Origin of the sequence: Afifella sp. JA880 (genome assembly GCF_025379905.1) — a bacterium.
Taxonomy (GTDB): domain Bacteria; phylum Pseudomonadota; class Alphaproteobacteria; order Rhizobiales; family Afifellaceae; genus Afifella; species Afifella aestuarii.
Map to the genome: position 1 here is coordinate 446,777 of NZ_JAOANH010000001.1, position 21,623 is coordinate 468,399.

At 61.4% G+C, this 21,623-nt stretch carries 13 protein-coding genes; 6 read left to right on the forward strand and 7 right to left on the reverse strand.

The window, feature by feature from the left end:
- The first annotated feature begins 121 nt into the window (after positions 1–121).
- Positions 122–772 (forward strand): alpha/beta hydrolase, encoded by a 651-nt coding sequence (locus NYQ83_RS02150; protein ID WP_128293916.1) that lies wholly within the window; start codon positions 122–124, stop codon positions 770–772.
- A 28-nt stretch (positions 773–800) separates the two neighbouring features.
- Here the strand turns inward: NYQ83_RS02150 and ppsR are convergent, their stop codons facing one another.
- Positions 801–2,195: a transcriptional regulator PpsR gene (gene ppsR / locus NYQ83_RS02155; protein WP_314733274.1), complete on the reverse strand. Its 1,395-nt coding sequence runs from the start codon at positions 2,193–2,195 to the stop codon at positions 801–803.
- Positions 2,196–2,640: 445 nt separating this feature from the next.
- On the opposite strand from ppsR, the gene NYQ83_RS02160 reads away from it, so the two are divergent.
- Positions 2,641–4,926: an ATP-binding protein gene (locus NYQ83_RS02160; protein ID WP_261211972.1), complete on the forward strand. Its 2,286-nt coding sequence runs from the start codon at positions 2,641–2,643 to the stop codon at positions 4,924–4,926.
- Complete coding sequence (locus tag NYQ83_RS02165; RefSeq protein ID WP_261211973.1) at positions 4,919–5,524, forward strand: response regulator transcription factor; 606 nt, start codon at positions 4,919–4,921, stop codon at positions 5,522–5,524. The genes NYQ83_RS02160 and NYQ83_RS02165 overlap by 8 nt, the downstream gene beginning before the upstream one ends.
- A gap of 432 nt (positions 5,525–5,956) precedes the next feature.
- Here the strand turns inward: NYQ83_RS02165 and NYQ83_RS02170 are convergent, their stop codons facing one another.
- Positions 5,957–8,128 carry a putative bifunctional diguanylate cyclase/phosphodiesterase gene (locus tag NYQ83_RS02170; protein WP_261211975.1) on the reverse strand — a complete coding sequence of 724 codons (2,172 nt, stop codon included), beginning with the start codon at positions 8,126–8,128 and terminating at the stop codon, positions 5,957–5,959.
- 192 nt (positions 8,129–8,320) lie between these two features.
- Positions 8,321–9,436: an anhydro-N-acetylmuramic acid kinase gene (locus NYQ83_RS02175; protein WP_261211976.1), complete on the reverse strand. Its 1,116-nt coding sequence runs from the start codon at positions 9,434–9,436 to the stop codon at positions 8,321–8,323.
- A gap of 68 nt (positions 9,437–9,504) precedes the next feature.
- Between NYQ83_RS02175 and tyrS the strand changes: the two genes are divergently transcribed.
- Positions 9,505–10,767: a tyrosine--tRNA ligase gene (gene tyrS / locus NYQ83_RS02180; protein WP_261211984.1), complete on the forward strand. Its 1,263-nt coding sequence runs from the start codon at positions 9,505–9,507 to the stop codon at positions 10,765–10,767.
- Positions 10,768–10,822: 55 nt separating this feature from the next.
- Here tyrS and NYQ83_RS02185 read toward each other — a convergent pair whose 3' ends face one another.
- The gene (locus tag NYQ83_RS02185) at positions 10,823–14,074 is read right to left on the reverse strand and encodes an AsmA-like C-terminal domain-containing protein (RefSeq protein ID WP_261211985.1); all 3,252 of its coding nucleotides are present in this window, start codon (positions 14,072–14,074) and stop codon (positions 10,823–10,825) included.
- Positions 14,075–14,271: 197 nt separating this feature from the next.
- On the opposite strand from NYQ83_RS02185, the gene bcp reads away from it, so the two are divergent.
- The gene (gene bcp / locus NYQ83_RS02190) at positions 14,272–14,748 is read left to right on the forward strand and encodes a thioredoxin-dependent thiol peroxidase (protein WP_261211989.1); all 477 of its coding nucleotides are present in this window, start codon (positions 14,272–14,274) and stop codon (positions 14,746–14,748) included.
- Between the two features lie 92 nt (positions 14,749–14,840).
- The gene (locus tag NYQ83_RS02195) at positions 14,841–16,193 is read left to right on the forward strand and encodes a M23 family metallopeptidase (RefSeq protein WP_261211991.1); all 1,353 of its coding nucleotides are present in this window, start codon (positions 14,841–14,843) and stop codon (positions 16,191–16,193) included.
- Between the two features lie 68 nt (positions 16,194–16,261).
- On the opposite strand, the gene prfB is transcribed toward NYQ83_RS02195, so the two are convergent.
- The 3 genes from prfB to NYQ83_RS02210 form a co-directional block, all read right to left on the reverse strand.
- A protein-coding gene (gene prfB / locus NYQ83_RS02200) for a peptide chain release factor 2 (protein ID WP_128293907.1) occupies positions 16,262–17,387 on the reverse strand; the annotation gives its coding sequence in 2 pieces (ribosomal slippage) (positions 16,262–17,317 and positions 17,319–17,387; 1,125 coding nt in all).
- Positions 17,388–17,473: 86 nt separating this feature from the next.
- Complete coding sequence (locus NYQ83_RS02205) at positions 17,474–19,903, reverse strand: penicillin-binding protein 1A (protein WP_261211999.1); 2,430 nt, start codon at positions 19,901–19,903, stop codon at positions 17,474–17,476.
- Between the two features lie 149 nt (positions 19,904–20,052).
- Positions 20,053–21,267 (reverse strand): N-acetylmuramoyl-L-alanine amidase, encoded by a 1,215-nt coding sequence (locus tag NYQ83_RS02210; protein WP_261212006.1) that lies wholly within the window; start codon positions 21,265–21,267, stop codon positions 20,053–20,055.
- Positions 21,268–21,623: the final 356 nt, after the last annotated feature.

Consider the following 21,623-nt stretch of genomic DNA (forward strand, 5'->3'; position numbering starts at 1 on the left):
CGAATGCATTTCTTTTGAACCATTCCAAACTAAGTTTTAGGGAGGGGTTCGGGCGGAGTCAACAAAACCTCCGTCTAAGATGCAAGTTTCCTGACCCAGCGAGTTGAGAGTCCTGTGAACCATGCCTGAAGTGATTTTCCCCGGCCCCGACGGTCGTCTCGAAGGCCGTTATCAGCCAGGAAAGACGAAGACTGCCCCGATCGGCATCGTGCTGCACCCGCATCCGCGATTCGGCGGGACGATGAACAATCAAATCGTCTATCGCCTGTTCTATATGTTCCAGGAGCGCGGCTTCACCGCTCTGCGCTTCAATTTCCGCGGGGTGGGGCGCAGTCAAGGCTTCTTTGATCACGGCGTCGGTGAACTGTCGGATGCAGCGGCCGCCCTCGATTGGGTGCAAACGCTACACCCCGATGCGCGCGGCGTATGGATCGCCGGATTCTCCTTCGGCGCATGGATCGGCATGCAGCTCTTGATGCGGCGACCAGAAGCGGAAGGCTTCATGTCCATCGCCCCGCAGCCGAACATCTACGACTTCTCGTTTCTCGCCCCCTGCCCGTCTTCGGGGCTGATCATCCACGGCGAGAACGATCGCGTGGCGCCGCCGGAGGCCGTCCAGACTCTGGTCGACAAGCTGAAATCGCAAAAGGGCATCGTCATCGATCAGCAGACCGTCAAAGGCGCGAACCACTTCTTCGAGGGCCAGGTCGACGAGCTCATCGGCAATTGCAGCGACTATCTGGAAAAGCGGCTGGCCCAGGTCGAGGCTTGAGCTGACCGCAACGAGTCCCGCCGAGCTATCAGTCCTCGCCGGCCTCATCATCGGGGCCGACGAGGCCAAAGCGGTTCATCTTAAGATAAAGGGTCTGGCGGCTCAGTCCCAAGACGCGCGCGGCGACCGTGCGGTTATTCCCTGTGAGGTTTAGAGCCGCCTCGATGCACATTTTTTCGATCACATCGGTCGTGTCGCGGACGAGATCCTTCATCGGCGTGTAGCCGATCATCTCGACGAGATTCTCAACCGCCCGGACCAGATCGCTCGATTCGCCCCCCACCTGCGTCTCATCCGGGCCGAGGGGCCGCAACACAAAACCATAACCTGGCGTCGTGCCTTCCGGCAGAGTGAGCGCGGAAAAGCGCACAGCGACTTTCTCACCGCTTCGGCTACCAATGATGCCGGAGACATTCTGCAATCGTCCGTGGCGGCGCACGTTCTGCAAAAGCACATCCTGGGTCAGTCCGCTCCACGACAGAAAATCGTCGAGATGACGCCCGGCCGCGTTGGCCGCAAACGGCACGTCTGCAAGCCTAAGGAACGTCTCGTTCACCCAGACGATCTTGCCATCCTCATCGGCGAGAATGACCGCTTCGGGGGCGTTACGGACAAGGGCGACAAGATCGGATTCCGGCGCTGTCTCCTCCTCCACCGGTGATATCCGGACCATCAGCAAATGGAGGTCACCTGCCCGAAACGCCTCGGCGGAGAGCGAAACGCGTCCCTCTGCCTCGACCTCGATCGTGAGCGGCGCCCCTGTCTCGCCGACGGCCTGCAGCAAGGCTTGGACGTCCGGCCTTTGCTTGCTGCGGAAGAGAGCCGTGAATTTCCGCCCACTCAGAGCCTTGCCTGGAACGCCCAGGAGCAGCGCAGCGTGAGCGTTGGCCTCGCGCACCTTTCTGCTGTCCGCATCGACCACGATGATGGCCTCAGAGACCGTCTCGAACAGAAGCCGGTAATGCGCTTCGGCCTGCCGCAGGCTGCGGGCATGCTGCTCGACCGATCGCGCATGAGCCAGAAGACGCGACTGCAGCTCGACGACGAGACGCAGGTCGCGGCCAATAAGAACCACTTGGTCGCCACCATCGACCTGAAGAGCGGAATACCGCACAGGGAGCTCACCGCCAGCTTTGAGTGGGTGGCTGACGTCCGCACGTTCGAGGAAACGACCGCGCCGAGCCGAATCGATCAGCCTGCGCAGCCGGGTACGGTTACCGACCGTAACAAGATTCTCGACGGGCTGGCCGCGCCACTGCATGATCTCGTCGCCCGAGGCAGATTCAAGATTGTACGAAACGTCGCTAATCGTACCATCTTTGCCCACGACTAAAGCGAGATCCGAAATCGCCGAAATCAGGGATGTGACGGCAACGGAATCCATCTGCAGGAGTGGCGACAGGCTGTGAGAATACAGGGCCATCTGAGTTCAACGATCGAAAGCCGGATGTCGAGCGAAAGCGCCGTGGTTCGCGGCGATCTGGAAAAAACCGTCCAGTGCACGTTGACAAGACGCATGTTCTTGGGAGCGTTTCCCTTTATGAAGGGTTTGTCCAGTGCCGACGTGCAACATTTCCGGGGGCCTATTGCAGGGCAGATATCCGTGCCCGGGATCCCGGGCTTCGCAACGGACAGTGCTTTTCAGATGCAACGCCTGGCTTCAAAGGCTCCAGATCCCAATAGACCGGCAGATTCGAGAGAATCGAACTTTGGCCACTCGTTTGTACCATGTGTCCCGGTGTCGCACTTTTGTCCCTCGCGGGGTTGCTGTTGAGCCTCCGTCCGCGCAATTTCGCCGTCTTGATGCGTCGCTTGGCCGCCCTGCGTGGAAGAGCTGACGTCACACCGTTTCGAAGGGGTACGGCCGTTTGCTGAACAGTCCGGTTGATCTCAGCGCCTGCGACACAGAGCCTATTCACATGATCGGTGCGATCCAGCCGATCGGCTGTCTCATCGCAGTCGACGCCGGCTCGTTGACGATCGAATATGCCAGCACCAACACACGCGCCTATTTCGGAAGAGACTATCCCTCCCTGTTGGGACTGCCTCTGGCAGAGCTGCTTGGCGCGGACGGCTGCGAAGCACTTTTGGCGCGACGCCTCGCTCCAACAGCGCCCGATCTTCTCCGACCCGCCCTGCTCCAGATTCCCTCTGTCGACGGTGAGCCCGTCGAACTCGAATGCTTTCCGCACCGCTGCGGTGACTGGCTCGTTTTGGAGTTCGTCCACCCCGAAAGCCGCTCAGGCAGCGTCTGGGACGACGAAGTCCTGCGGCAGCGGGTCATTTCCGAACTGATCATCCCTGATACCCTCGAAGATCTCGCACAAGTCGGCGCACAGATCTTGCGCGAGGCGACGGGCTTCGACCGCGTGATGATCTACCGCTTTGCGGCGGACCAGCACGGCGAGGTGATTGCCGAAAGCACCGTGCGTCCGGACAGCTTTCTCGGCCTCCACTATCCTGCATCCGACATTCCCGATCCGGCTCGGCGCCATTTCGTGCGCAACGTGATCCGCGTGATCGCGGACATCAACGCCGAGCCCGTTCCCATCATGACGCGCGGCGGCACTGTCGCGGATGCCGGGTCTCAGGCTCCTCTCGACCTCACCTATTCGAAGCTCCGCGCGGTCGCGCCGGTGCATGTCGAATACCTCAACAATATGGGAGTGGCGGGCAGCGTCTCGATCTCCCTTATTTCCGAAAACAAGCTGTGGGGCCTTGTCGCCTGCCACAATTATAGCCCGCTCGAATTGTCCTGGAGCAGATTGAGAGCCTGTGAGCTGATCGGCGGGACCATCTCCGCCCTGCTGCATAGCCTGGAAAACACCAGCCAGCTGCGCGCCAGTATTTGTGCGGAGAAAACCGCTTTTGCGATTGAGAGCGAGGCTCGAAGCGGCCAGCCGTTGCGCGAAACTATCGAGGCGCATGCAGACGACCTGCTCAACCAGCTGGGCGCGCAGGGCATGCTTTTGAAGCTCGCTGACGAGGTCTTGGCTATCGGAAAGGTCCCTGTCGGCAATTTCAACTACGCCCCGCTGGCTGCAAGAATGTCGAGTGGGATCGCGACCTGCGATCAGTTGCATGAACTCCTTGGCGTCGACAATCTCGGAAACGATATCGCCGGCGCCGCGATGATGGAGCTCTCCGAAGATCGGTCCGACTGGCTCATTCTTTTCCGGGAAGCCTTCAGCGAGACGATCCGATGGGCTGGCAAGCCCGAGAAGATCGAGATCCGCAAGGAAGACGGCTCGACGCGCCTGTCTCCCCGGGGTTCCTTCGCGCTGTGGCTTGAAGAGCGGCGCGGACACAGCCAGCCGTTTACGGAAACCGATGGCGAGATCCTCCGCATCACGCGGCGCGCGCTCTTTGCCATCAACAGTCTCGATCGCGAGCGCGCCGCAACGGCGGCGATGCGCAGGGCGGAGGCCGAAGAGGCGCGGCTGCGGCTGATGCTGATGGATGCGGCGCAAGATCGTTCGATGGGCGAACTCGCCTCAGCACTTGCGCATGAACTCAACCAGCCCCTTTCAGCCGTCAGCAATTACGTGAACGCATCCCGGCAAGAGCTGCGCAATCACGGGATTGCCGTGCCTGACCATATCGGTGGCCTTATGGAGAGCGCCGTCAGCGAATCGGCGCGCGCTGCAGACCTCGTCCGCCGTCTGCGCAATTTCATCGGTCAACGAGAGATCACCGTGGAGCGGGTGGATCTCAAAGCGGTGGTCCGGCAAGGGGTCGAGCTCGCCCTCGCCGCGAGCAACGAACCTCGCCCCGAGATCGTCTTTGATTTCGCCGACGATATCCCCCCTCTATCCGCCGACCCCGTGCAGATCGTTCAGGTCATCCTGAACCTCGCACGCAACAGCATCACGGCGATGGCCGGTAGAAAGATAAGGCGCTTGACGTTATCGATCCGCAATGCCTCGCCGATGGCGGAGATCAGCATCTGCGACACTGGAACAGGCGTCCCGCAAGAAATGGAAGACACGCTCTTCGAGCCGTTTCACAACTCGACCACGAGCGGAATGGGACTCGGCCTGTCGCTCTGCCGCTCCATCGTCGAAGCCCACGGCGGGCGGATCTGGATGCAGGAAAACGGCGAAGGCGCAACTTTCGTCTTCACCCTGAGAATTACGGATCCAGACGATGCGTGACGCCGCCCGCGGCAGAGTGGTTTATATCGTCGATGACGAGATGTCCGTCCGTCATTCGCTCGGCGCCCTTCTCTCCGCGCACGGATTTGAAACCGAGGCATTTCCCTCCGCCGAGAGTTTTCTCGAGGCTGCCGACGCCGATAAGGGGCTGTGCGCGTTCATCGATTTGCGAATGCCCGGTCTGAGCGGCATGGATTTGCAGAAGACGATGGCCGAACATGGCATCGGGATCCCTGTTGTGATCCTGACCGGCCACGGTGATGTCCCGCTCGCGGTCGAAGCCATGAAGAACGGTGCGGTCGACTTCATCGAAAAACCCGGCTCGGAAGAGCAACTGCTCGGCGCGATCCGCGCCGCATCCGACCAGCTGGCAAACCGCCCATCTTCGAAGCTGCCACCGCACATCGTCTCGGAGCGGCTGGGCCGATTGACCGGACGAGAACGTGAGGTTCTCGATCACCTCGTCCTCGGCATGACCAACAAGCATATTGCGGTCGAGCTCGGCATCAGCCAACGCACGGTCGAGATACACCGCGCCCGCATTCGAGAGAAACTCGAGGCCCGCGGGCTTGCAGATCTCATCCGGATGATGCGCTGACGCCTCTTTGCGATCAGCGTTTTGGATATACGCAGTTTCTACGTAGCGGAATATCCGAGATACCGCCGCCTTGCGGTTGCGCCTACTTTGCGCCCGTAAAGCAATGGGCGGCGTTACGGGCCTGCCACCAACGGCGCCCCAAATAAGGGGCATGTGTCATGCCACCAAAAAAATCCTGCTGGGCTGTGGGCGAGGAACTGGAGTCGCAGACATCTGGGACCGTTCACAAGGTCGTTGTGACGTTAACGGATGAGCAGCTTGCGGCGGCCGAAGGTTGGCGCTCCGCACGGGGAATCCCAGAACGTTCGGAGGCTCTGGGTGAGCTCATACGCCTCGGGCTTTTGAGCGAGATAAGCCGGGTCTATCGTCTGGCGTGATGTTTGCCGTCAGCCGGACACACCGGCTGACCGGACGACCATATTTCCCCAAATTTTAGGCGGCGTTCCGGCTCTTGCGCACACCCTCGTCGGGCGCTTGCGCGTTCGCTGACTCATTGCCTGCCTCTTGCGCCTCGATCATCTTCGCGTCATGCCGCTTTTGGGCGGCACGCGTTCCTACGCGAATGTCCTTGGCAATCACGGTTGCCACTTCGTCCTTCGGAACCGGCCAGCCGAACAGGAAGCCCTGGACGTTGCGGCAGTCGTTGGCGACGAGGAAATGTGCCTGCTGAGCGCTCTCCACGCCCTCGGCGATCACCTTGAGGTCGAGCGAAATGCCGAGCCTGATGATGGAACGCAAAAGCTTCTCCACCTGCCCGCCGACGCCCACGCCGTGCACGAAGGAGCGATCTATCTTGATGCCGTCGAAGGAGAACCGCCAGAGATAGCTCAAGCTTGAATAGCCGGTACCGAAATCGTCCATGATGAGGGCGGCCCCCATCTTCTTGATCTCGCGAAGCTGCGACAGCACGCGATTGGACGTCTCCAAAAGCAGACCTTCGGTGATCTCCACCTCGAGCCGGTCCGCTTTGAGCCCAGTCTGCTTCAATGTCTTGGCGATCAAACGGGGCAAGTTGCCCTTCTTGAACTGCGCGGGCGACAGGTTCACAGCCAGAGTCAAATGCTCCGGCCAAAGGCTTGCCGCACGGCATGATTCCTTCAAAATCCACTCGCCGATCGGCTCGATGAGGCCGGTCTCTTCCGCAACCGGAATGAACTCCGTGGGTGAGACGACGCCGCGCTCGGGATGTTTCAGCCGAAGGAGCGCCTCGAAGCCTGTGAGGCGCCGCGTCACGAGATCGTACTGCGGCTGGAAATAGAGGACGAACCACTTCTCTCGGAAGGCCTTGCGGAGGATCGCCTGCATTTCCAGACGACCCTGCATCGAGGTGGTCAGCTCCGTGGTGAACACAGAAATATCGTTGCGTCCGCCCGCCTTCACCTTGTTCAAGGCGAGGTCGGCATTCTTCAGGAGCTCGTTGGCATTTTCGCCGTGCTCCGGGGACACCGCGATCCCGATCGAGGCGCTCGCGACGACTTCGTTGTTCTCACCGTCACCGACCTTGTAGACGCCGTTGAGAGCGGACCCGATACGTCGCGCGTGGATTTCCGCGTATTTGGTGCCGCCGGCCTCGAGCTGAATGATGGCGAATTCGTCGCCACCGAGCCGCGCAAGGTACTGGGGCTTCTCCACGACATCACGTAACCGCTCGGCCACCTGCTTCAGGAATTCATCGCCTGCAGCATGGCCATGCGTGTCGTTGATTTCCTTGAAGCGGTCGATGTCGATGTAGTGAAGGGCGAGATGATGTCCTTCTTCGCTTTGACGCCGGATTTCGACCTCCAGCGTCCTTAGGAATTCGTCGCGATTGCTGAGGCCCGTCAGCGTATCGTGACCGCTCACATAGGTGAGTTCCTCATAGACCTCGCGCTTCTGACGCGTGCGAAGGAGCAGACTGACCGCCGGGATCGTGAAGGCGACTAGCGCCAGCACCAGGATGGTCCCGAGAATTCCTGTCAGCCACTGCCAGAAACCCGCCTCATCGGCGCTGTGGTCGAGATAGACCGCGATCGCGCCGTCGGCGTTTCCGTCTGCATCCTCGATCGGCACCAGGGTACGGCTGTAATAGGAGGGCCCCGCGCCTTCCTCGGCATGGCGGTCCTGCCAGCTTAGAGCGCCCTCCCCTGCCTCGATGAGTGAACGTGCTTCATCGCGACCAATGGGAGCAATATCTGTGCCGCCCGTCGCATCACTCAATTCGCGGATGCGTTCACCCGCCCGGTTGAACACCTCGATGCGGAAGACATCCGGCATCGCCAGGATTGTCTTAAGGGCGACATTCTCTTCGGCAGAGATGCTGCCATCTCTGTCCTGCAGACCTGTCTCCTGAAGTCGGCCTGCCGCAAAGGTCGCGCGCTCGAGCGCCTCCGATCGCACATATTTCGAATAGAGCTCGTCGGCAGAAAAATACACAACGCCAGCGGTCAGTGCCGCCGTGATCAGCCCGACAAAGGTGACGAAGACCGCGATCGTCTGGTCGCCCGCAATCGAGCCGCGCCGGCTTGGAATGGAGCGAGCCGCTTTCTTCTGTCGTTTTGCGGCCCCGACCTTCTTCTCCTTGGCGGGGGAAGCCTTCTTGATTGCCTCGCGGCCGGCTTCGATCACCTGAGGCGTCGTTGCGGGCGCGGTTTCGCGGGCTGATGTTTCTTCGAGGGGCTGTGCTGGTGCGACCGTTCGGCCGTGTTTTGTCGCCTTGCGTCGGAACATATCCGCGAAGGAGGCCGCTATTTTACGCATGAACTCGGACCCGATACCTTCTTCGGAACTTGACCTTGATCCGAAAGGCTTGATTCGAGGTTAATTGTTGCGGTTGGGACGACTCCAGCGGCCTCCGGGCAAGGGCCGCGGAGCGCCCGTGGCCCCGGGGAATGTGAGCGGCAGCCCTTCCGCCACCCTGAGAGCCAGATAGGCAAAAGCCTCTGCTTCGATCGCGTCTCCGTCGAGCCCCAGATGCTCGGCCGCGACGACTTCCGCCGGGGCAAGCTCCGCGGCAAGCAGCTTCATCAAGCCCCGGTTCAGGCGACCTCCTCCGCAAACGACCACGAGATCAGGAACTTGCGGCAAAAGCTGAAAACCTCGATTCAACGCGGAAGCCGTGAAGGCGGCAAGCGTGGCGGCCGCATCGTCGTCGTCGAGCCCGGTCACATCGGTGGCTGCAAAGGCGTCTCTGTCGAGCGATTTCGGCACCGGCCGCGTGAAGAAGGGATGCTCGAGCCACCTCTCAACCCGTGAGACATCGGGGTGCCCACGCATCGTGATTTCACCGTCAGCATCAAATGCCAGGCCTCGGCGCGAAGTCACGAGATCGTCGATCAGCGCATTGCCCGGCCCCGTGTCGAGCGCGATCAAGGTGTCGCCCTCGCCGACATAGGTCACGTTGGCAACGCCGCCGATATTGACGAAGGCGATCGGCAATCCGCGGCCCAGGCGTCGGGCGAGCGCACGATGATAGACCGGAACGAGCGGCGCACCTTCGCCGCCTGCGATCATATCGGCAGTTCGGAAATCCCAGGCAACTGGAACGCCAAGCGAATCGGCGAGGGCCTGGCCGTCTCCGAGTTGGAGCGTAATGCCGCGTTCAGGCGCATGAAAAACGGTCTGTCCGTGAAACCCGACGCAGGCGATATCTTCGAGCCGCAACGCGTGATCGCTAACAAAGCGACGAAGAGCGAGCTCATGCGCTTTGGTGACGGTGGCCTCCGCCTCGTCGATGATCGGCTCGCCTCGCACAGCACCGTCTTTTGCAGCCGCCATCGCGCGCCTCAGCAGCGCCCGGTGCGTATCATCAAGAGGATAAGTCGCGGCAGGGCCGATATCGCCGAGCGTTTCGCCGTCGCTTTCAAGCAGCGCAACGTCGACCCCATCCATCGATGTGCCGCTGATCACCCCCAAAGTGCTACGAAATTTTGTCACGCCCTTCGCGCTCCGTGATTTCAGGTGCTAAGGGAGCACCCCATATCATTCCTGCAACTAACGAACCCATGACCACGTTTCGATCCGATTTCCTCAACACGCTCCAGGCCCGGGGCTTCATCCATCAGATCTCCGATCCGGAAGGGCTCGATAGCCTTTTGTCGAAGGAGATGGTGAGCGCGTATATCGGCTTCGACTGCACCGCCCGGAGCCTCCATGCCGGCAGCCTGGTGCAGATCATGATGCTTTACTGGTTGCAGCAGACAGGGCATCGGCCGATCGCGCTGATGGGCGGAGGCACGACGCGGATCGGCGATCCGTCCGGTCGCGACGAAAGCCGCAAAATCCTCTCCGATGCCGAGATCGAGGCGAACAAGCAGGGCATCCGACGCGCCTTCGACCCGCTTCTGCATTTCGGCGAGAGCGGCAACGACGCCATCATGCCGGACAATGCCGAGTGGCTTCTGAAACTTAACTACATCGACGTTCTGCGCGATGTCGGGCGGCATTTCTCCGTCAACCAGATGATTCAGCGCGATTCCGTGCGGCTGAGGTTGGAGCGCGAGCAGCACCTCTCCTTGCTGGAGTTCAATTACATGGTGCTGCAGGCCTACGATTACGTCGAGCTTCACCGACGTTACGGCGCGCGCCTGCAGATGGGCGGCTCCGACCAATGGGGCAATATCGTTTCGGGTGTCGATCTTGGACGCCGGATGGAACAGGTGGAGATGTTTGCCCTCACCACCCCGCTCCTGACGACTGCGACGGGAGCCAAGATGGGCAAGACCGCGGAGGGAGCTGTCTGGCTCAACCCCGACATGCTGTCGGCATACGAGTACTGGCAGTTCTGGCGCAACGCCGCCGATGCGGATGTCGGTCGCTTCCTGAAGCTCTTCACGATCCTCCCCCTCGACGAGATCGAACGTCTGGCAGTCTTGCAGGGCGAAGAGATCAACGAGGCGAAGAAGGTTCTCGCCACGGAGGCCACGGCGCTCCTTCATGGCCGCGACGCGGCGAAGGACGCCGAAGAGACTGCGCGGCGCACCTTCGAAGCCGGTCAGACGGGTGATGCGTTGCCGAGCATCGAAGTGGAGCGCAGCGAGCTCGAGGCCGGGATCGGCGTGCTTTCCGCCTTTGTGCGTGCGGGTCTTGCCACTTCCAATGGCGAAGTCCGGCGTCTCATCCGCAGCGGGGGTATCAAGGTGAATGATACGCCAGTCAGCGATGAGCGCGCCCTCATTGGCCTTTCCGACCTCTCCGAGGACGGTGCCGTGAAGCTTTCGAGCGGCCGCAAGAAACACGCGCTTTTGCGTATGGGCGGGGCGGCCTAAGCCGCCCGCCTGCCGTCACGGCGCCACACACCATCGAGGCCGCATTCCGGCGGCCTCAGCGGTACTCGAAGATCTTTCTAAAAATGCCGGGTGCGATCGCCGACATCAAGTTCATCTTGAGAGATGGATTGCCGAGATTGCCGAAGAGTTTGAAGGTCACTCCGACCAGGCCTTCGTTCTGACCGCCCCCGAGTATCTGTCCGAAGATCGGGATCGTACCCGCCATGTTGTTGATGCCGAAGGCCGGGATGAAGGTTCCGCTTAAGGCGATCTTCTCATCGGTCAGGTTGATGGTCCCGCTCGCGGTCGCTCCTAGCATCGGCCCGCGCAGATAAGCCTCATCGATCGCGACCACTCCCTTTTCCATGCGGAAGGGGACGCGGAGCTTCGTGAAAGTCATATTGGAGGTGTCGACCTCCTCGGTGATCTGTTCGCGCGCCCGCTGCGACCCCGGCTGGTCGCGTTTGCGCGTCGCCGGACGGACGGCTTCGGCGAGTGCGGCCTCTTCCACAACGCGGAAGTCCCGCAGCCAGGCTTCTCCAGACGCGCTGTCGCCACCCGGCGGACCGCGCATGACGAGGGTAAAGAGCCCTTCGCGGACACGTGCATAGAGATCGACAAAGCGCAGGACCGCTCCGCCGTCGGCGGCATCCAGCACCTGCTCTCGCAGTTTCGAGTTCTCGGTGATGCGCCAATTGAAGGCGCCACCGGCAGCATCCCCAAGCACGCCTGAAAGGTTCAGCCCGTGGAGGCGACCGCTGGCGATCGCCGCAGAGCCCTTGATGCCGTAAGCCGTGACATCGTTTTCGCCCTTCACGCGATCGAGCGCGACATCGAGACGTAACGGCATCATGCCGGCACCTGCACCCTTCTTGCTGCTTTTCAGCGCGCGGATGAGACCACGCGCATCGAGCTGAGCCCCGCTCACGCTGATGCTCCCAGTGCTACCGGAGACGTTCGCCTTCAGCGCGAAATCATCCCCCGGCCGCAGGGCCACATCGTGAAGGTCGAGGCTGTCGAGCTTTCCGTCCGAGGTCAGCTTCAGCGACCCGGAGGCGTGGAAGCCCTCGCCTTTCAGCGAAAGCCCCTCGACATCGCGACCAGAGGAGCTCGTCTTCACGCGAAATTCGGCGCTGGCAGCAACACCCGCGCCCTTTTCCCACGAAATCGGCGGCAGGCGCACGCGCGCTTTCGTCAGATCGAGATTGATGATCTGCGATCCGTCGTCTTCGGCGGATATCGACGCGATCACGGGTCCGGAAAGATAATCATCCAGGTTGATGCCGAGGCGCTCTCGTGCCGCCTTGTCGAGGATGAGGGCAACGTCGGTGTCGGACTTGCCGGCCTCGCCCCCCGTCATGTCGATGTTCGCCTCGATCCCGTCGAGGCGAGCCTTGCCCGCAACCCGGTAGGCGTCGGGGACCCCACTCAACGTCAAGTCAGCATCCGCGACGGAGTGGCCCTCTATCGGCGCCTTGCTCGAAAAATCGCGCAAGACGAGTTCGAACTTCGGCTCCACCGAGAGAAGCGAAGCCTCTTTCTTCAAAGGCACAGCCGCAACGAGCGAAAGCTCTGCCTCTCCCGCCAAGTCATCCGGCGAAATGCCCTTCGACGCCGCCACGTCCAGCGGTCCGGTATTGGAAAGCGCGGCAAGTGCGGGCGCCGGACCGATGAGCCGCAGGGTGAGGTCGCCGACGGCGTCCTTGCCTCCGAGGTCCGGAATAACGAGCAAAGACCCTCCGGCCGAGAGAGCCGGATAGTTCGGCACGGCAACATCGGCCGAATCCAACGCGATCGTCGCCGTCGCGTCGGCGAGCCTTACAGAGCCTTTCGCATTGACAAAGTCCGGCAGATCGGGAGCGGGTGTGAAACGTCCAGAGCGAAACGGCACATCGCCGGACAAACCGTACTCCGGCAGAACCTTGTCCTTGCCCTCGGGGCCGATGTGATCCGGCGGCAATGCAACCTGCAACTCGACCGGTCCGACGACGCCTTCTTTGAGATTGTCCTCAAGCCAGTGGAGCACGCCCGGCGCCACGAACCCCGGCCATAGCGCCACAAAGAGCGAGCTCGGCATCTCGCTGATGGATACGGCGAGCGCAAGGCCCGGCGAGGCGCCATCGGGATGCCAGCCGCCAACGACACTGATGTTACCGGCAGGGTTTGCGACCGAGAAACGATCAATCGAGACGCTGCCGCGGGCCGGATCGAATGTGACGTCGAATTCGCCCCGCACCTGCTCCCGCGCCCCGCCTGGGGCGAAAACGACGCCGGAGGGCATTTGCGCACGCACCTCCACCGGTTCGTCGACATCGTTGAGATCGAGCGCCACAGCGAGGCCGAAGAGGCCGGCAGAACTCGCCACATAGGCCCGGTTGAAGAGTATCTCGTCGCCTTCGGGAGGCAGCGTAAAGGCAAAGCGCGCATCGTTCAGATAAAAGGAACTGGCATCGTCGACGGTGACGAGCCCCGGCGTCAGCCCGATCTCGCCCAAAAGCTGCACGTCATCCACACCCGCCTGGAAACGCGCATGAAGCTGAAGGCGACCGGCATAGCTTTGCTGCGTCTCCGGGTTCGCCAGTGTCGGAACGAGCGTCGCAAGCGGCAGATCATCGAGATTGAGCTCCACGATGTCGGCACCGCTCTCGCGTGTGCGCTCCACGGTCAGCGACCAGAAAGCCCCGGCCGCGGAGGCCTGAAGCCACAGCTTGCTGCGCGCCTCTCCCAGCGGCTGCCAGGTGAAATCGGAAATCTGCCCGGTCAGAGGTGGGAGATCGGAACGCGGCAGTTCGAGCTTGATGTTCTCAACCTCGAAATCCTCAAATCCGAGTTCGCGCAGGGTCACGTCCGCTTCCACGACGCCTTCCGAGAAAGACCGCGCGAACTGACGGATCAATTCGGCGCGCGGCTGCGCCTCGGTCGCGCTTTCCGGCAACTGCAGGGAGACTTCCACCTGCGAGATCCGCACGTGACGCGGCTTGATCCAGGTCTCGCGCCAGTCCCGCAACGAGGAGGAAACGGCCATCGTCTTGGCCTTGATGTGCAAAGCCGGGCCGAAGCTGAAATCGACGTCTCCCGCTTCGAGCACGAGGCCACTGCCCGATTCCCAGTAGGCACGGATGCTGCCAAGCTCGACGTGCGCCCCGGGCGGGACACGGTCTCGGAGGCTCGCCTCGAGGCGATCGCGCATCCAATTCGGGCCGAAGCCCTCCCCGCTCACGCTGTAAACGAGGCCGCCCGTCACCAAAACCAACAGGCCGACGACCACAAGCAAGGATAGAAATGCGACACGAAGGATCCGACGCATGACACGACGTGTCGTTCGCGGGGCGTTCTTCCCTGGCTTCTCGGTCGTTGACTTGGGTTCCTGCGACAGCATTTTCTTCCGAATCGGGTCTCGCTCTTCCCAAGGTGGCTGCCAACGATAGACAACTTGGCGAGCGCAGGCACGAAATCGCACCCTAGAGTTCACCTGATTTCCAAACACGTCGAAAGGATGACGAGATGGCGAAGGCCCCCGATGTGGGCGATCCGGCCCCGGACTTCACTCTTCCAACCGATGGCGGCGGCGAATTCTCGCTCGCTGCGCATCGCGGCGAACCGGTCGTTCTCTACTTTTACCCGAAGGACAACACGCCCGGCTGCACCAAAGAGGCGATCTCCTTCAGCTCCGAAATAGACGCCTTCCGCTCTGCCGGCATTTCCGTGGTCGGGATTTCACCCGATAGCGCATCGAGCCACGACAAGTTCAAGACGAAGCACGATCTCTCCATCACCCTCGTCGCAGATGAAGACACGAAGGTGTGCGAGGCCTATGGCGTGTGGGCGGAAAAATCCATGTACGGCCGTCGCTATATGGGTGTCGAGCGCTCCACCTTTCTGATCGACCGCGACGGTGTGATCGCGCGCGTCTGGCGCAAGGTGAAAGTCCCCGGTCATGTCGCGGACGTTTTGGAAGCCGCGCGGATAATGGCGACCTGAGGAGAGCGCTAATCGCTCTTAAGGAAACGCGATATTAACCATGGGCTGCGAGGGTCTTTACCTCCTCTCAACCATACCGCGCCTTCGTGCTCATGGTCCCCTTCTCAAGTTCTCAGCCTGCTTCCAAACGCCGAAAAGAACCGCCCCGCGTCATCATCGCTCGGCGCGGACGACTTACGTCCTATACCCTTCGCCCCTGGCTTTTCGGCTCGATCGCCAGCGTCTTCGTCCTGTTCGGCACCGGCTATATCGGCGGAACCGCTTACCTCTTTTATCGCGACGGCCTTCTCGATGCGGCCTCCGCACGCCAGGCGGAACTGCAACATGTCTATGAAGACAGGATTGCCCGGCTTCGAGGTGAAATCGACAAGGTCACCAGCAAGCATCTCGTCGAGACACAATCGATGGAGGAGCAGCTGGCAACGCTGCTCGACCGCCAGGAGGCGATCTTCCGGCGCCAGTCCCTGCTCGACGATGTCATGCAAAAGGCCGAGGCTGCCGGCATCAGCATTGCCGAAACACGCATGACGACGCCGCGACCGCGCCCCGACCGACCGTCCCAGCAATTGGCAGCCGCGCCAGGAGAGGTTGCGAATCCAGAGGAAGGCCCGGCGCTCGGCTATGCCGAGGATGGCCCCTCTCGGGCGGACATCATCACCGGCAGCATCTTCGCTCATCCGGGCGAGGCGCAGATCAAACCGGCAGCTGCAAGGACGAGCGATCTCGAGAGCGAAAAACTTCGCCCTCTCCTCAAATCGATGGATGGAGCCTTGCGGGACAGCTTTGCGACCCAACTGGATGCCGCAGCGGTTCTCTCAGCCGCGTCTCACGCTGAAACGGAACGTCTCGAGACGACGCTGAACGATCTCGGTTTTTCCGATCTCGTTCCGAGGAACAACAGATCTTCAGGCGACGATGCCACAGGCGGACCTTTCGTTCCGGTCGACGATGATGCCGCGTTGCGCGGGCTCGCCTTCGTGGAAACGATCGATGGGATCGATACCACGCTCGCCAATGTGCAGGATATGCGCCGAAAACTCGCCTCTCTGCCTCTCGGGCGCCCCATCATCGCGCCGCGGTCGTCCGGCTTCGGCTATCGCACGGACCCGTTTCTGAAGCGGCCGGCCCTGCATACGGGCATCGACTTCCGAGCGGTGAGTGGGTCGCCTGTTCGCGCAACGGCTCCGGGTGAAGTCGTCGAGGCCGGATGGAACGGCGGTTACGGCAAGATGATCGAGATCCGCCATGCCCACGGCGTCAGCACGCGCTATGGGCATCTGTCGCGCATCGACGTGAAGGTCGGCGACAAGATCACCGCCGGTGAAGTGATCGGTCGCGTCGGCTCGACCGGGCGCTCAACCGGCCCGCACCTTCACTACGAAACAAGGCGCGACGGACGGCCGGAAGACCCGACCCCGTTCTTGAAAACCGAACGCTTCAGCTAAACGCCGCGAAGCGCATCCCTCACCTAACCTTGGGTTTTTGAGAGGGATGGCTCGCGGAAAGGAAGCGGCTATTCGGCCGCTTCCTCGGTATTGTCGGTGCTGCCCACGCGCTGGGCGAGAGCCGCTTCCATGAAGCCGTCCAGATCTCCGTCGAGAACCTCCGACGGCGTCGTGTGCTCCACGGATGTGCGCAGATCTTTGACCAGCTGGTACGGCTGCAGCACGTAGGAGCGGATCTGATGGCCCCAGCCGATTTCGGATTTGGCTTCGTGAGCTTCCTGGATCGATTCCTCGCGCTTCTTCAGCTCCATCTCATAGAGCCTCGACTTCAACGCCTTCATGGCGTTGGCGCGATTCTGGTGCTGCGACTTCTCCGATGACGTCACTACGATGCCTGTCGGCAAGTGGGTGATCCGCACAGCCGAATCGGTCGTGTTGACGTGCTGTCCGCCGGCACCTGAAGACCGGTAGGTGTCTATGCGGATATCCTTGTCCTGGATCTCGATCTCGATGTTGTCATCGACGACTGGATAGACCCAGACAGACGAGAAGGACGTATGCCGGCGAGCCTGGCTGTCGAAGGGCGAAATCCGGACGAGACGGTGAACGCCCGATTCGGTCTTCAGCCAGCCATAGGCGTTCTCGCCTTTGAGCAGGAGGGTAGCTGACTTGATGCCGGCTTCTTCGCCGTCCGTCTGCGAGATGAGTTCGACGGAGAATTTCCGGCGCTCGCCCCAGCGCGTATACATACGCAGGAGCATCGAGGCCCAGTCCTGGCTCTCCGTACCGCCCGCACCGGCGTGGACTTCGAGATAGGCATCGCTCGCGTCGGCTTCGCCTGAAAGCAAAGCTTCGACCTGCCGTCTCTGCACGTCCTTATGCAGAGCGACGAGGGACTTCTCAGCCTCGGCGATGACGGTGTCGTCGTCTTCTTCCTCGGCAAGCTCGATCAGCTCGATGCTGTCGGCAATGCTCGCTTCGATCTCGCGGACGCCGGAAATGGCCGTCTCCAGCCGTTGGCGCTCGCGCATCACCTTCTGAGCTTCCTGCGGATCATCCCAGAGCGTCGGGTCTTCGACGCGTTCGTTCAGCTTGGCGAGACGTTTCTGAGAGACATCCCAGTCAAAGATGCCTCCTTATCAGGGTCAGCGCCTCCCTGATCTCGTCAACGAGGTTTTCGATTTCGGCGCGCATCTTGTCCTCATGCAAATGTACCGACGGCGGCGCCCCAGAGGAGCGCCGCCTGATGAAAGAGGGAGGCGTAACGCTTTTGCGTCGACCTAGTAAAGGCCACCCGTCCCGGTGCTGATCGCTCTGTCGGCCTCGGGCGTCACGGTCAAAGGCTGACCGGAGGAATCCTGATAGCCGATGATGGAATAGCTGGAGGGAGGTGCCGTGCCCGGCTTGAAGGCCTCCATGATGACCTTCTCACCTTCAGCGCCGCTGGCGCGCAGACCGGTACGGGCATCGATCGGGATGAGCTGGATACCCGGCGGTACCTGGAAGGGCTTCGCCGGCTCGTCGGCAAGCGCCACTTTCATGAAATCTGCAAAGATCGGCGCCGCGAGCACACCACCCGTCGACCCACGACCCATCGGCTTTGGCTGGTCGTAGCCGATGAAGACACCGACGACGAGATCCGGCGAGAAGCCGATGAACCAGGCATCCTTCTCCTCGTTCGTCGTTCCAGTCTTGCCGGCGATCGGCTTGCCGACGACCTTGACGCGGCTGCCGGTGCCCCGCTGGACAACGCCTTCCATCATCGAGGTAATCTGGTAGGCCGTCATCGGATCGAGGATCTGTTCACGCTGGTCGATCAGCTCCGGCTCGGCCTGTCCGTGCCAGTCCTGGGCTTCGCAGCCGATGCATTCGCGCTGATCGTGCTGATAGATGGTCTTGCCGTAGCGGTCCTGAATGCGGTCGATCAGCGTGGCGTTGATCTTACGCCCTCCATTGGCGATCGTGCCATAGGCGGTGACGAGCCGCAGGACGGTCGTTTCACCCGCCCCGAGCGCCATCGGCAGATAGGGCTTCAGGTCGTCATAGATGCCGAAGCGCTCCGCATATTCGGCGATCAGCGGCATGCCCATATCCTGCGCCAGACGCACGGTCATAACGTTGCGGGAATGCTCGATGCCGATGCGCAGCGTCGAGGGGCCGTAATATTTGTTCGAGTAATTCTGCGGCCGCCAGATCTTGTCGCCAGCCTTGATCTCGATCGGAGCATCCATGACCACGGACGACGGCGTGTAGCCGTTGTCGAGAGCCGTCGCGTAGACGAACGGTTTGAAGGACGAGCCCGGCTGGCGATAGGCCTGCGTCGCGCGGTTGAATTTGCTCTGGTCGAAGGAAAACCCCCCGACAAGCGCGCGGACGCGGCCCGTATAGGGGTCCATGGCGACCATGGCACCCTGGATCTTCGGCGCCTGCCGCAGTTTGTAGACGCCCTTCTTATCGGCATCCTCTTCGACGAAGATGACGTCGCCGGCGCTCAACACATCGCTCGCGGATTTGACGCTGCGCTTCGCCCATTTCATGTTCGAGACAGGCAAGACGCCGGTTTCGCGCTCATCGGAAAGCTTGCCGGAGATGAGACGCTTCGGCTTCAAACCGATGTCGGCCTCGCCGTCACCCGTCGCCAGCACGACAGCCAGGTGCCATTCCGGAACGTCCGAGAGGCCGCCCACCTCACCCAGCTTCTTGCCCCAGTCGCCGGCGATATCGATGCGATCGACCGGCCCACGGAAGCCGCGCTTTTCGTCGAATGCGATGAGACCTTTCTGGAGGGTCTTGCGGGCGAGCGCCTGAAGCTGCGGGTCGAGCGTGGTGCGCACCGACAGGCCGCCCTCATAGAGCTTTTCGCTGCCGTACATATCGATCAGACGGCGGCGCACCTCTTCGGCGAAATATTCGGACGCGAAAAGATACTGCCCACGCGGGCGCGGATTGACGTCGAGCGGCTCGGTCTTTGCCTTCTGCGCATCCTCGGCGCGGATGTAGCCGTTCTCAAGCATCTGATCGATCACCCAATTGCGGCGATCGACGGCGCGCTCGGTGTCGCGAAACGGATTGTAGTTCTCCGGCGCCTTCGGCAACGCGGCGAGATAGGCCGCTTCAGCGAGAGTCAGCTCGTTCACGGATTTGTCGAAATAGTTGAGGGCCGCGGCCGCAATGCCGTAGGAGCCGAGGCCGAGATAGATCTCGTTGAGATAGAGCTCCAGGATACGGTCCTTGGAATAGGCCTGCTCGATGCGCAGCGAGAGAAGCGCCTCCTTGATCTTGCGCTCGTAAGTGCGTTCGTTGGTGAGAAGAAAATTCTTCGCCACCTGCTGGGTGATGGTGGAGGCACCCTGCAGTTTGCCAGAGCCGCTGTTCCTGAGGTTGGAGACGATGGCGCGAAGGATGCCCTCCACGTCGATCCCAGGATGGTTGTAGAAATTCTTGTCCTCGGCAGACAGATAGGCAGCCTTGACCAGGTCCGGCACGGCCTGAATCGGCAGATAGAGCCGACGCTGGCGCGCATATTCGGCAACAAGCTGGCCGTCATCGGCATGGATGCGCGTCATCACCGGCGGCTCGTACTTGGCGAGCACGTCGTAATCTGGAAGATCCTGATTGTAGCGATGCAACAGGAAGCCGGCCACAGCCGCCACGCACAGCGCCAGAAGCGCGCCGATGCCGAACAAATAGCCGATTAATCGCAAGAACATGAAGGGGCTGCCCCACCTATTCGGAAAAGCCGAGATTGCTAAAGATCGGCTTCATCCAGTTTTGTGATGAAACTGAGGCGGTTCCCCGGCGGGACCGCCCCGGCGCTGGCTCTGTCGCCAATAAGCCACACGCTTTATCGTGATCTTCCTCAGCGCCGCGCGACGCCCGGCAAGGCGAGATACTTCTCCACGGCGCTGGCCACCGCCTCGCTCGTGCGCTCTCGCCATTCATCCGACTGAAAAAGCTTCTCGTCCACATTATTGGAAAGATAGCCGAGTTCCAAGAGCACCGAGGGCACGTCCGGGGCCTTGAGAACACGAAAGGATGCACCCCGCCGAGGTTTCTTGTTCAGGACCATTTCCGCGCTCAGATCCTTTACGAGATCGGCGGCGAAACGCATCGAGAGGTTGCGGGTCTCGCGCCGCGCCAGATCAAACAGGATCGTCGCCACCTCGTCCGGCTGATCTTCGATGGCAAGGCCCGCCAGAATGTCGGCCCGGTTCTCGCGTGCGGCGAGACGCGCCGCAAGCACATCGGAGGCTTCTTCCGAGAGCGTGTAAACGGTTGCGCCACGCACGTAATCCTGCGGCACGGTATCGGCATGAACCGAGATGAAGAGCGCCGCCCCCTCACGTCTGGCGAAGGCGACGCGCTTGCCGAGGGGCAGGAAGACGTCGTCGTCGCGCGTGAGGATCGGGATCGTCTTGCCACGCTCGATCAGGACTTCGCGCAATGCCTTCGAGAAGCCGAGCGTAATGTCCTTTTCCAAGAGCCCATCTGAACTGATCGCGCCGGAATCGATGCCACCGTGGCCAGGATCGATGACGACGACCGGACGGGTGTCGGCCGCGTCGGGCCGATCGATCGGAATTTCGTGAGTCTCGGGTGATGCGCCCTCCTCCCCTTCCTGAAGCGAGGCGAGCGCCGGCGTAGGCTCGCTGATCGGCGCCGCCGCCTCCGAAAAGGCTTCTGCCGTGGAGGGAACCATATCGAGGACGAGACGAGCCGGCTGTTCGGCAACTCCCGGCATCAGGTAGGATTTTTCCACCTCCACCGGACCCGTCAGGTCGAGGACCACGCGACCGCGCGAGGCCGCAATCTGGCCGAACCGATAATCGCTGACGAGCCCGATCGCCTTGGTCTTGGAGGCTGGCGCGGCAAATTCCGTATCGGGCAGATCGACAACAAGCCGATAGGGCGCGCGTAACCGCAAGATGTGAAAGCGGGGCTCTCCTTCCACGTCGAGCACCATACGCGTGCGCTCACTATCTCCAACAACACGGATGTCGGAAACCTTCGCGGCAAGCGCTGGAGAAGCTGCAAGCCAAGGCAAGACGAGCAGCATGAGGGCGAAGCGGACCATGCCCACCTTCTTCAGTTCTTAGAAAACGCCTCGCTTCTCTCTAAAGGATGTGGCAAGGCAAAGGCGAGCGAATGTGGTTTTCGCGTCTCCACGTCGCAACGTTCTCTTGAATCGAACGAAGCTCGTTTATAAGAGAGAGAATGACGGATTCTTCTCCGGCTGTCATCGGGTGCGGCGTTGTAAAGATCAACGCCCTTCAGCCGACTGTACGGAGGCGAAGACGGACCAGCCGGACGCACCGCTGGTCTCAGGCGGCATGAGCCGCAACGACTTGGAAAGGCAGCCCATGGGTGACCGCGCCCGCAACGCTCAGCAGCTGATGGTTCTGCCGCAAAGGCAGATCGCGCAGCAGCCGA

Bases quoted from the DNA above. Each gene is read 5' to 3' on its own strand.
- NYQ83_RS02150 (WP_128293916.1), top strand. From the start codon at position 122: ATGCCTGAAGTGATTTTCCCCGGCCCCGACGGTCGTCTCGAAGGCCGT.
- ppsR (WP_314733274.1), bottom strand. From the start codon at position 2,195: ATGGCCCTGTATTCTCACAGCCTGTCGCCACTCCTGCAGATGGATTCC.
- NYQ83_RS02165 (WP_261211973.1), top strand. From the start codon at position 4,919: ATGCGTGACGCCGCCCGCGGCAGAGTGGTTTATATCGTCGATGACGAG.
- tyrS (WP_261211984.1), top strand. From the start codon at position 9,505: ATGACCACGTTTCGATCCGATTTCCTCAACACGCTCCAGGCCCGGGGC.
- NYQ83_RS02185 (WP_261211985.1), bottom strand. From the start codon at position 14,074: ATGCGTCGGATCCTTCGTGTCGCATTTCTATCCTTGCTTGTGGTCGTC.
- bcp (WP_261211989.1), top strand. From the start codon at position 14,272: ATGGCGAAGGCCCCCGATGTGGGCGATCCGGCCCCGGACTTCACTCTT.
- NYQ83_RS02195 (WP_261211991.1), top strand. From the start codon at position 14,841: ATGGTCCCCTTCTCAAGTTCTCAGCCTGCTTCCAAACGCCGAAAAGAA.
- NYQ83_RS02205 (WP_261211999.1), bottom strand. From the start codon at position 19,903: ATGTTCTTGCGATTAATCGGCTATTTGTTCGGCATCGGCGCGCTTCTG.
- NYQ83_RS02210 (WP_261212006.1), bottom strand. From the start codon at position 21,267: ATGGTCCGCTTCGCCCTCATGCTGCTCGTCTTGCCTTGGCTTGCAGCT.